This is a genomic window from Tabrizicola sp. (assembly GCF_036781545.1).
Lineage (GTDB): Bacteria > Pseudomonadota > Alphaproteobacteria > Rhodobacterales > Rhodobacteraceae > Tabrizicola.
In genome coordinates this window covers 1-10,265 of the sequence record NZ_DAIQAT010000125.1, presented here as the reverse complement: position 1 = coordinate 10,265, position 10,265 = coordinate 1, and the positions used below count along the sequence as shown (strand labels likewise).

Here is a 10,265-nt window from a genome sequence, read left to right as displayed (position 1 = left end):
TCGACCGGCATTCGCCGAGGGTGATCCCCTCGATCCGGTAGCTTTCCCGCACCAGGCCTTTCGGATCGGCCTCACTCAGTTCCATCGCCCGTCTCCCCATCTGTCTTCCCCACCAGCCGCGTCACGGCGCCCTCTGCTTCCCGGGTCGCCCGTGCCAGATCGGCGGCAAGCGCATCCGCATCCCCTGCCCCGGTCTCGCGCAGGATGAAGGCGCGACCGCCTTCGCCCAGGGACTCCCACTCCAGCGCGCGCTCGCTCAGGAGCCGCGCCGCAGCATGGAGCCGCCAGAGGAGCCTGTAGGCAGAGGCGAGGGCTTGCGCGTCGGAATCCGGCAGTTGGCGGCCTGCTCCCGCCGCGATCTGACGTTCGACGCTGCGGGCGGGGCTGCCCGTAAGGAGCGCGATGGTCTGGGCGGCAAGCTCGATATCCATGATCCGGCCCGCGCCGTTCTTCGCGTCCCAGGCCCCCTGCGCCGGTTTCGCCGCGGCCAGACGCGCGCGCATTTCGGCCACATCCGGTTTCACCCGTGCGCCCCGCCCCTTCGCCGCAAGCAATTCCCGGCGAAAGGTCTCGACCTCTCCGGCCAGCACCGGCTCTCCCGCCAGCACGCGGGCGCGGGTCAGGGCGAGATGTTCCCAGGTCCAGGCTTCGGTCTCCTGGTAGGTGGTGAAGCTGGAGAGGCTGGTCGCCACCGGCCCGGCGCGGCCCGAGGGACGCAGCCGCATGTCGACCTCGTAAAGCCGCCCCTCGGGCATCTGGGCGGTCAGCGCGGTGACGAGGGCCTGGGTCAGGCGCGAATAATAGGGACGCGTGGCCAGCGGGCGGGGACCGTCCGAGCTGTCCACCCCGGCGGCATCGTAGATCACGATCAGGTCGAGGTCGGAGCCCGCATTGAGCCGCGCCGCGCCCATGCTGCCCATGCCGATCACCACCGCGCCGCGCCCCGGCATGGGCCCGTGCTTCAGCGCGAAATCCGCGGTGACTTCGGCCCAGATCACCTGCACCACGGCTTCCGCCAGGTCGGCATAGTGTTTCCCGGCCTCGAACCCGTCGATCAACCCGCGCAGATGGTGGACGCCGATGCGGAAGTGCCATTCCTTCATCCAGCGCCGCGCCATGTCGAGCCGGGCCTCATAGTCGGGCGCAGGGACGATGCGGGCGGCCAGTTCGGCGCGCAGGGCCGCGACCCCCGGCCAGTCGCCCCAGAAGCTGCCGCCAATCACCCCATCCAGCACCGAGGCGTTGCGCGACAGATAACGGGCCAGCGCCGGGGCGGAGCCTGCGATGTCGACGATCAGCTCCACCAGCGTCGGGTTGGCCTCGAACAAAGCGAAGATCTGCACGCCGGCGGGCAGCCCGGCAAGGAAGCCGTCCAGCGCCACCAACGCCTCGTCCGGGTTGGCGGCGCGGGCTAGTTCCTTCAGGATGCGGGGCCGGAGGCGACGGAAGATCGTCCGTGCCCGGTCAGAGCGCAGCGCGGGATAGCTCTGCCACCCCTCGGTGATCTTGCGGGACGCCTCCGAAAGCTCCGGCCCGTCCTCCACCTCGCCGGGGGCGAAGAAGCCCTCGGTCAGCCGGTCGGTCGCGGCGAGGCGGTCGAGGAGGTCGCGGCGGAAGTCATCCTCGGATTGGCCGCAGAAGGCGGCGATTCGGGCGACGCCTTCGGGGCTGGCCGGCAGGGAATGGGTCTGGGCATCGTTCACCATCTGGAGCCGGTGTTCCACCTCGCGATGGGCGCGGTAGAGCACTGTCAGTTCGCTGGCGACTTCGGGCGGAATCCAGCCTTTCGCGGCCAGGGCAGCCAGCCCGCCGACCGTGGTCCGGTCGCGCAAGCTCGGGTCGCGGCCCCCGGCGATCAGCTGACGGGTCTGGGTGAAGAACTCGATCTCGCGGATGCCCCCGGCACCGAGCTTCATGTTGTGGCCCTCGACCGTGATCGGCCCGTGCAGGCCCCGGTGGTCACGTATCCGCAGCCGCATGTCATGCGCATCCTGGATCGCCACGAAGTCGAGATGCTTGCGCCAGACGAAGGGGGTGAGGGTCTTGAGGAAGCGCTCGCCCGCTGCCAGGTCCCCGCCGCAGGGTCGGGCCTTGATATAGGCGGCGCGCTCCCAGGTGCGGCCCTCGGCTTCGTAATAGGCCTCGGCGGCGGCCATCGACAGGCAGACCGGGGTGACGGAGGCATCGGGGCGCAGGCGCAGGTCGGAGCGGAAGACATAGCCGTCGGTCGCGTCGGAGAGGATTGCCGTCATCCGCCGCGTGACCTTGATGAAGCTGGCGCGGGCCTCCTGCTCTTCGCCCGGATAGCGGGTTTCGTCGAAAAGACAGATCAGGTCGATGTCGGAGGAGTAGTTGAGCTCCCCTGCCCCCATCTTGCCCATGGCAAGCGCGACCATGCCCCCGGCGGTGGCGGCGTCGTCGGGCGTGGCGCCGGGCAGCTTGCCGCGGCGGATTTCCTCGGCGACGAGAGTGGTGAGCGACAGATGGACGGCCTTGTCGGCAAGGGCGGTCAGCGCGCCGGTGACCTGTTCCAGCGTCCAGGCGCCACCCAGATCGCTAAGCGCGGCGAGGAGGGCGACGCGGCGTTTGGCCTGGCGCAGGGCAAGGGGAAGCGCCTCGGCGGTGAGGGTATCGGCGGCGGCAAGGGTGGTGACGAGGGCGGCGTCCGGTGCCTCCACCGCCGCGCGCAGCCAGTCGGCCTCGCGCAGCATCAACCCGCGCAGATAGGGGCTGCATCCGGCGGTCGCGGCCATCAGCTCCATCACCTCGGGCGCGAAGCCGGGAAGGTCGGCGCGCAGGTCGGCAGCGGCGGCGGGGTCGAAGGCGATGGGCAGGCGGGTGATGCGGGCGGCGAGCGTCATGCCGCGACCTTGCTGCGGCGGAACGGAAGGGTCAACCGCTTCAACGGATTGACCGGAGAAAGCCGGGGTGGTTGGGTCGGCGCAACAAGGGGAGGCGAGATGTCGAAGTCATTGGCCCGCGTCGCGGCGGCCTTGCAGGCGGCGGGTATTGCGCCCGCTCCGGTCGAGGCGAAAGGCGAGATCCGCACGGCAGAGGCCGCAGCGGCGGAGGCGGGGGTCGCGGTAGACCAGATCGTCAAGTCGATCCTGTTCCAGGGCGAGAGCGGACAGCTGTACCTGTTCCTGACCGCGGGCGGCAACCGGGTGGACCTTGCGAAGGCCGCGGCGCTGGCGGGAGAGGCGCTGTCGCGGGCCGAGGTGGAGGTGGTGCGGCGGGTCACCGGCTTCGCCATCGGCGGGGTGGCGCCCTTGGGGCATCTGACGCCTTCTCCGTCGTTCTTCGATCCGCGCCTGCTGGACTTTGCCGAGGTCTGGGCGGCGGCGGGCACCCCGCGCCACATGTTCCGCGTGGGTCCCGAGGCGTTGCTTCGGGCCACGGGTGCGACCCCGGCCGCCTTCACCGGATAGGCGGAAAGACGCCAGTCTCCGGCGCATGTAAAAATACTTCACATCACCCCTTGCGGGAGGGGCGGCAGTGCGCCATCTTCGATCATGTGAAACATCTTCACATCAACTGGAGACCCGCCGATGTACACGACGACCGACACCGCCCGGCCTGGCGGGATCCGCAACGCCTTCCGCCGCTCCGAAGCCTGGCTCGACCAGCGCGGCAAATGGGCCTGGATCGCCGCCATGGTCCTGGGCTTCATCATCTTCTGGCCCGTGGGGCTTGCCCTTCTGGCGTATATGATCTGGGGAAAACACATGTTCGCACGTTCCTGCGGCCACCGCCGCCACCATGACCACCATCATGCCTGGGGCCGCCACGCGATGCGCGCGGGCCAGCCGACCGGCAACCGCGCCTTCGACGACTACAAGGCGCAGGCGCTGCGCCGCCTGGAGGAAGAACAGGAGGCGTTCGAGGCCTTCCTGCAACGGCTCCGCAGTTCCAAGGACAAGTCCGAGTTCGACAGCTTCATGGATGAGCGCGCCCGCACCACCGCCGCGCAGGATGCCGCCGAAGCCGCGACCGAGACGAAAGCCGAACCGGGGGCGCGGCCGGGCGAATACTGATCCCTCCGGCCCAAGCTCCCTGCCCCGCCCGTGTCCCCGCACGGGCGGGCTTTTCATCTTCGGCCCGCTGTCGGGCATACTGGCCCCTTGGCGGGGGCGATTTGCCTTGCTAGGCTCGTCCCCGATCAAGACTTTCGCAAAAGCAGATGCGCCATTCCCTTCCCCTGACGCCCCAGTTCTACGTGACGGCGCCGCAGCCCTGCCCCTACCTGCCGGGGCGGATGGAGCGGAAGCTGTTCACCGCGCTGCAGGGCGAACATGCGCAGAAGCTGAACGACACCCTGTCGAAACAGGGGTTCCGGCGCAGCCAGAACGTGCTGTACCGCCCCTCCTGCGCCGAATGTTCGGCCTGCCTGTCTGCCCGTATCCGGGTGGCGGATTTTATCCCCTCGCGGACCCAGCGCCGCATCCTGAAGCGCGGCGCGATGCTCAAGCGCAATGCCACCAGCCCCTGGGCCACCGAAGACCAGTTCCAGCTTTTCCGCCGCTACCTCGATGACCGCCACGCCGATGGCGGGATGGCCGACATGGATATCTTCGAATTCGCCGCGATGATCGAGGAGACGCCGATCAAGAGCCGGGTCATCGAATATACCCGTCCCGCCGGTGACGGCGAACAGGGTCGCCCGCTGGCCGCGGTCTGCCTGACCGATGTCTTCGACGACGGCCTCAGCATGGTCTACAGCTTTTACGACCCGGGCCTGACCGAGATGAGCCTTGGCACCTATGTCATCCTCGACCACATCGCCATCGCGCGCGAGGCGGGCCTGCCCTATGTCTACCTCGGCTACTGGGTGCCGGGCAGCCGGAAGATGGGCTACAAGGCGGGCTTCTCGGCGCTGGAGATCTACAAGGCCGGCGAATGGGTGGCGATGGGCGATCCGACCAGCCATGCCGCCGACCTGCACCCGCTGTCGGTCGACCCGATCGCCGAGCAGGTGGCGCGGATCAGCCTGCCCGACACGCGGGTCTAGATGCCCGCCCGGCTTTCCGCCATCGCGCTTGTCGTGCCGGATTATGAGGCCGGGCTCGCATTCTATGTGGGCAAGCTGGGCTTCCGGCTGGTCGAGGATGTGGACCAGGGCCGCAAGCGCTGGATCACGGTGGAGCCGCCGGGCGGCGGGACGCGGCTGCTATTGGCCCGGGCCGAGGGGGCGGTGCAGCAGGCCGCCATCGGCAACCAGGCCGGGGGACGGGTGTTCCTGTTCCTGGAAACCGACGATTTCGCCCGCGATCATGCCGCGATGCTGTCTGCGGGAGTGGTGTTCGAGGAAACGCCCCGGCACGAACCTTACGGCAGCGTCGCCGTCTGGCGCGACCCGTTCGGCAACCGCTGGGACCTGATCGGGCCGCCAGCCGCGCAGCAACAGGCGCGGTAACTTGCGGTAACGCGGGGAAAGGACTATCTCGGAACCAGCTGCCCGAGAGGTCCGCCATGACCGTGATCCGCCGCAAGAACCGCATGCCCCATCCGATGTGTCCGCTGACGGACTGCATGGCCTTCATCGGCGGGGCCTGGACGCCCTATATCCTGTGGTATCTGGCCAGCGGGCCGCATCGCTTTTCGGAGCTGCGCAGCGCGATCCCGCTGATCTCGGCCAAGGTGCTGACCCAGCGCCTGCGCGAGCTGGAAGATCGGGGAATCCTGTCGCGCAACGTCGCCGAGACCTCGTCGCCGACGGTCGAATATGCGCTGACCGCGCTGGGGCAGGAATTCATGCCGGTGGTCCGCGCCATTGCCGAGGTGGGGCAAAAGCTCAAGGATCGTGCATCGGCCTGACCTCACGTCAAGAATCTTCCCTACCCGCGGTTGAGTGCTTGGCGGATGCGTCCGCATGCCCTAGCAATTGCACGTGCACGCCGAACAAAGGGCGGCCGACAACGGGAGGGGGATCGGATGCAGGCATTGCTTGCGTTCTCACGCGGGATCGACCGCGTGAACGAGGTGATCGGAAAATCGGTGATGTGGCTGATCCTGCTGGCGGTGCTCGTCAGCTCGGGCAATGCCATCGTGCGGAAGATTTTCAACTGGTCATCGAATTCGCTTCTGGAGATGCAGTGGTATCTCTTCGGTGCCGCCTTCATGGGGGCGGCGGCCTATACGCTGCAACAGAACGAACATATCCGCGTCGACATCCTGTATGGCAGTCTCAGCCGCCGGACCCAGCACTGGATCGACCTTGTCGGCCATATCGTCTTTGCCCTGCCCTTCGTGGTGCTGATGACATGGATGCTGATCCCCTATACCTGGCAGGCCTACAAGATCGGCCAGATCTCGACCAACGCGGGGGGCCTGCTGATCTGGCCGGCCCGCGCGATCCTGGCCGCGGGTTTCCTGATCCTGATCGCCCAGGTCCTGTCGGAAATCGTCAAGAAGATTGCCGTCATGCGCGGCGTGATCGAAGACCCGCATCCCTTCATCTCTGCCCATGAAGCCGCCGAGATCGAGGCCGAACAGATGGCACGGACGGTGGCCGAACTTGCCCCCGAGCCCGGACGGGAGACGCGCTGATGCTGGAGCTTATCGCCGTCAACATGGCCCCGATCATGTTCGCCAGCCTGATCGTCTTCCTGCTTCTGGGCTATCCGGTGGCTTTCTCTCTGGCCGCGAACGGGCTCATGTTCTTCGCCATCGGCGTCTGGCTGGCCCCCTTGTCGGAACACACGATCACGCTGGACTGGCCGCTTCTGTTCACCATGCCCGCGCGGCTCTGGGGCGTCATGTCGAACGAGACGCTGTTGGCGATCCCGTTCTTCACCTTCATGGGGTTCATCCTGGAGAAATCCGGCATGGCCGAGGATCTGCTGGACACCATCGGCCAGCTCTTCGGCCCGGTGCGCGGGGGACTGGCCTATGCGGTGATCTTCGTCGGCGCGCTTCTGGGCGGGCCTGCGGGCGTGGTCGCTGCGACTGTGATCTCGATGGGGCTGATCTCGCTGCCGATCATGCTGCGCTATGGCTATGACCGCCGCATCGCCAGCGGCGTGATCGCCGCCTCGGGCACGCTGGCGCAGATCATCCCGCCCTCGCTGGTGCTGATCGTGCTGGCCGACCAGATGGGCAAGTCGGTGGGCGACATGTATCTGGGCTCGCTGGTCCCCAGCCTGGTGCTGACCGGGCTCTACATGGTCTATGTGCTGATCATGACCATCATCCGGCCCTCGTCGATGCCGGCGCTGCCGCCCGAGGCGCGGACGCTGGGGTCGGGCGTGCCCTCGCTGATCGTGGCGCTGGCAGTGTCCTGCGTAGTCGCCTATGCCGCGCATCTCTGGCTTTACGATCGGCTGGGCGCCGATGCCGATGTCTATGGCGCGCTGATCGCCTCGGTCATCATCTACATCGTGGCGATCACCGACCGCAGGCTGAAGACCGGGGTGATGTCGCGGCTGGCGCAAGAGGTGATCATCGTGATGATGCCGCCGATGGCGCTGATCTTCCTGGTGCTGGGCACGATCTTCCTTGGCATCGCCACGCCCACCGAAGGCGCGGCAATGGGGGCGGCGAGCGCGCTCTTCCTGACCGCGATGAAGGGGCGGCTGACCTGGAGCCTGATGTATCAGGCGGTTCTGGCGACCACCAAGCTGACCTCGTTCGTGATGTTCATCCTTCTGGGCGCGCGGGTGTTCTCGCTCAGCTTCTACGGGGTGAACGGGCATCTCTGGGTCGAGCACCTGCTGACCTCGCTGCCGGGCGGGCAGCTGGGGTTCCTGATCGTGGTCTCGATCCTGGTGTTCTTCCTGGCCTTCTTCCTGGATTTCTTCGAACTGGCCTTCATCATCGTGCCGCTGCTCGCGCCGGCGGCCACGGCGCTGGGGATCGACCTGATCTGGTTCGGGGTGATCCTGGGGGTGAACATGCAGACCTCGTTCATGCACCCGCCCTTCGGCTTTGCGCTGTTCTACCTGCGATCCGTCGCGCCACGTGGGCCCTATACCGACAAGATCACCGGGGCGCGGCTGGCGGGGGTCACGACCGGGCAGATCTACTGGGGCGCGGTGCCCTTCGTGGTGATCCAGGTGCTGATGGTCGGGATCACCATCGCCTTTCCGTCGATGGTCATGCACTACAAGGGGGCGGAGGTGGACCTTTCGACCATCGAGATCAAGGTGCCGACCCTTACCCCCCTCGCCCCCGGCGTCGGCACGGCCCCTGCCCTGCCCGGCCCGAAACTCGGCGCACCGGTCGTCACCCCGTGAAACGAAAAGGCCCCGGAGTTTCCTCCGGGGCCTTTGCTTTCTGTGACGCGCTTACAGCTTGCCGGCCTGCTGCTGCGTCATCATGAAGACGTCGTAGTTGTATTCGGCGATCTGGGCGTTCAGGTAGGCGTCGCGGCGGAACGCATCCTGGCTGTCCTTGATCTTCTTGAAGGTCGCGTTCGTGGCCGAGACCTCGGCATAGGTCGCGTTCGCCGCGTCGAAGGCCGCCGACAGCACGTCCTGCGGCAGCGGCCGCAGCTGTGCGCCGTTGGCGACCAGCGATTTCAGCGCCGTCGGGTTCTTCCAGTCATAGTTCGACAGCATGTCGGCATTGGCCATCGAGCAGCCCGCCTTCAGGATCGCCTGATAGGCCGGGGTCAACTCGCCCCATTTCGCGAGGTTGATCATCGTCGCGATCGCCGGGCCGCCTTCCCACCAGCCGGGGTAATAGTAGTAGGGCGCGACCTTGTAGAAGCCGAGCTTCTCGTCGTCATAGGGACCGACCCATTCCGCCGCGTCGATGGTGCCCTTTTCAAGCGAGGGATAGATGTCGCCGCCGGCAATCTGCTGCGGCACGACGCCCAGCTTCTCGATCACCTTGCCGGCGAAGCCCCCGATCCGCATCTTCAGCCCCTGCAGGTCGGCGACCGAGTTGATCTCTTTCCGGTACCAGCCCGCCATCTGCACCCCGGTATTCCCCGCGGGGAAGGCGATCAGGTTCTGGGTGGCGTAGAACTCGTTCATCATGTCGATGCCGCCGCCGTGGTAGAACCAGGCGTTCATCATCCTGGCGTTCAGACCGAAGGGAACCGCCGCGCCAAGCGCGTAGGTCGGGTCCTTGCCCCAGAAGTAATAGGGCACCGTATGGCAGGCCTCGACCGTGCCGGATGACACCGCGTCGGCCGCTTCCAGACCGGGCACCAGTTCGCCTGCCGGGAAGACCTGGAGGGTGAATTTGCCATCGGTCGCTTCCGACACATAGTTCGACATCACTTCAGCCGCCCCGAAGATCGTGTCCAGCGATTTCGGGAAGGAGGACGTGACACGCCAGGTCACGGTCGGGGCTTCCTGGGCGATGGCGGGTGCTGCGAGCGTCGCGGCTCCGGCTGCCAGCCCGCCAACGGAAGCCTTGGTCAGAAATGAGCGTCGATCCATACAGTTCTCCTCCACTGTTCTGCCCGCCGCCGGTCGGATCACCCATGGCTGGGCTTTGGTCGGGAAACCCTAGAGAGCCTTCTGTGGCTTGAGAACCCAAATCTGCGGCCATGGCGGAAAACCCTGCCTTTACCCCGGGTCATCCGCTGCGCCGCTTTTCAACCCGCCCCTGTCGGCACTATGATCCGAGGGCAAATGCCTGTGTCTTCGGCATTGCCCGATTGCCGGGCAGTGCCGTTCAATCCAAGGCAGAATCAGCCGGTGGGGATCGCACCCGATGTTCAGCTATATCTCGCTTGGCACCCGCGACCTCGCCCGCGCCATCGCCTTCTATGATGCGGCGCTGGCGCCGCTTGGCCATGCCCGGATCGCCGGCTACGACCCGGACGGCAGCAGCGCGGCCTGGGGGCTGGACGACCCCGGCCCGCATCTCTGGATCACCCCGCCCTTCGACGGCAATCCGGCCAGTGTGGGCAACGGCACCATGGTCAGCCTGGTGGCACCGACCCGCGCGGCGGTGGACGCCTTCCATGCCGCCGCGCTGGCGCATGGCGGGACGGACGAGGGTGCGCCGGGCCTGCGCCCGCAGTATGGGCCTTCGTTCTACGCCGGTTACGTCCGCGACCCCGACGGCAACAAGCTGAACGCGGTCTGTTATGGCCCGGAGTGACCGGTCTCACCAGCCGAAATGCGAAAGTTGCGCAGCGCGACAGCCTGTCGCAATAAAAGTTCAAAATCTGCGCCATAATGCGACATTTTCGTATTGCAAATCCGGTTGACGACCGGCATATCCGCCCCTACTGTTCCGACCGAACGTGAAGGGAATGGGCCAATGGCCAGACTTCTTGTCATCGTAGGAAGGAAGCGCATGGGCCGGTG

At 66.8% G+C, this 10,265-nt stretch carries 11 protein-coding genes; 8 read left to right on the top strand and 3 right to left on the bottom strand.

Annotation, left to right across the window (positions count from 1 at the left end):
• Positions 1–71: 71 nt before the first annotated feature.
• Positions 72–2,861: a glutamine-synthetase adenylyltransferase gene (locus tag V7Q39_RS15660; protein ID WP_333817544.1), complete on the bottom strand. Its 2,790-nt coding sequence runs from the start codon at positions 2,859–2,861 to the stop codon at positions 72–74.
• Between the two features lie 99 nt (positions 2,862–2,960).
• Here V7Q39_RS15660 and V7Q39_RS15655 point away from each other — a divergent pair, with 99 nt between their 5' ends.
• The 7 genes from V7Q39_RS15655 (at position 2,961) to V7Q39_RS15625 (ending at position 8,231) form a co-directional block, all read left to right on the top strand.
• Positions 2,961–3,428 carry a YbaK/EbsC family protein gene (locus tag V7Q39_RS15655; RefSeq protein ID WP_333817543.1) on the top strand — a complete coding sequence of 156 codons (468 nt, stop codon included), beginning with the start codon at positions 2,961–2,963 and terminating at the stop codon, positions 3,426–3,428.
• A gap of 120 nt (positions 3,429–3,548) precedes the next feature.
• Complete coding sequence (locus V7Q39_RS15650) at positions 3,549–4,034, top strand: DUF2852 domain-containing protein (protein ID WP_333817542.1); 486 nt, start codon at positions 3,549–3,551, stop codon at positions 4,032–4,034.
• A 146-nt stretch (positions 4,035–4,180) separates the two neighbouring features.
• Positions 4,181–5,008, top strand: a complete 828-nt coding sequence (locus V7Q39_RS15645; RefSeq protein WP_333817541.1) for an arginyltransferase — start codon at positions 4,181–4,183, stop codon at positions 5,006–5,008.
• The gene (locus tag V7Q39_RS15640) at positions 5,009–5,413 is read left to right on the top strand and encodes a VOC family protein (protein WP_333817540.1); all 405 of its coding nucleotides are present in this window, start codon (positions 5,009–5,011) and stop codon (positions 5,411–5,413) included.
• 56 nt (positions 5,414–5,469) lie between these two features.
• On the top strand, positions 5,470–5,814 hold the full coding sequence (locus V7Q39_RS15635) for a winged helix-turn-helix transcriptional regulator (RefSeq protein WP_333817539.1): 345 nt from the start codon (positions 5,470–5,472) through the stop codon (positions 5,812–5,814).
• Between the two features lie 117 nt (positions 5,815–5,931).
• Complete coding sequence (locus V7Q39_RS15630; protein ID WP_333817538.1) at positions 5,932–6,546, top strand: TRAP transporter small permease subunit; 615 nt, start codon at positions 5,932–5,934, stop codon at positions 6,544–6,546.
• Positions 6,546–8,231, top strand: coding sequence for a TRAP transporter large permease (locus tag V7Q39_RS15625; RefSeq protein ID WP_333817537.1), 1,686 nt, complete (start codon positions 6,546–6,548; stop codon positions 8,229–8,231). The genes V7Q39_RS15630 and V7Q39_RS15625 overlap by 1 nt, the downstream gene beginning before the upstream one ends.
• A gap of 51 nt (positions 8,232–8,282) precedes the next feature.
• Here V7Q39_RS15625 and V7Q39_RS15620 read toward each other — a convergent pair whose 3' ends face one another.
• Entirely contained in the window at positions 8,283–9,386 is a 1,104-nt protein-coding gene (locus tag V7Q39_RS15620; RefSeq protein ID WP_333817536.1) for a TRAP transporter substrate-binding protein, read from the bottom strand.
• 277 nt (positions 9,387–9,663) lie between these two features.
• On the opposite strand from V7Q39_RS15620, the gene V7Q39_RS15615 reads away from it, so the two are divergent.
• Complete coding sequence (locus tag V7Q39_RS15615; RefSeq protein ID WP_333817535.1) at positions 9,664–10,056, top strand: VOC family protein; 393 nt, start codon at positions 9,664–9,666, stop codon at positions 10,054–10,056.
• Here the strand turns inward: V7Q39_RS15615 and V7Q39_RS15610 are convergent.
• Positions 10,041–10,265: hypothetical protein (locus V7Q39_RS15610; protein WP_333817534.1), on the bottom strand; the 225-nt coding region annotated here is incomplete at its 5' end. The two genes, V7Q39_RS15615 and V7Q39_RS15610, sit on opposite strands and share 16 nt — an antisense overlap.

Bases quoted from the DNA above. Each gene is read 5' to 3' on its own strand.
- V7Q39_RS15615 (WP_333817535.1), top strand. From the start codon at position 9,664: ATGTTCAGCTATATCTCGCTTGGCACCCGCGACCTCGCCCGCGCCATC.
- V7Q39_RS15640 (WP_333817540.1), top strand. From the start codon at position 5,009: ATGCCCGCCCGGCTTTCCGCCATCGCGCTTGTCGTGCCGGATTATGAG.
- V7Q39_RS15635 (WP_333817539.1), top strand. From the start codon at position 5,470: ATGACCGTGATCCGCCGCAAGAACCGCATGCCCCATCCGATGTGTCCG.
- V7Q39_RS15620 (WP_333817536.1), bottom strand. From the start codon at position 9,386: ATGGATCGACGCTCATTTCTGACCAAGGCTTCCGTTGGCGGGCTGGCA.
- V7Q39_RS15655 (WP_333817543.1), top strand. From the start codon at position 2,961: ATGTCGAAGTCATTGGCCCGCGTCGCGGCGGCCTTGCAGGCGGCGGGT.
- V7Q39_RS15650 (WP_333817542.1), top strand. From the start codon at position 3,549: ATGTACACGACGACCGACACCGCCCGGCCTGGCGGGATCCGCAACGCC.
- V7Q39_RS15630 (WP_333817538.1), top strand. From the start codon at position 5,932: ATGCAGGCATTGCTTGCGTTCTCACGCGGGATCGACCGCGTGAACGAG.
- V7Q39_RS15660 (WP_333817544.1), bottom strand. From the start codon at position 2,861: ATGACGCTCGCCGCCCGCATCACCCGCCTGCCCATCGCCTTCGACCCC.
- V7Q39_RS15625 (WP_333817537.1), top strand. From the start codon at position 6,546: ATGCTGGAGCTTATCGCCGTCAACATGGCCCCGATCATGTTCGCCAGC.
- V7Q39_RS15645 (WP_333817541.1), top strand. From the start codon at position 4,181: ATGCGCCATTCCCTTCCCCTGACGCCCCAGTTCTACGTGACGGCGCCG.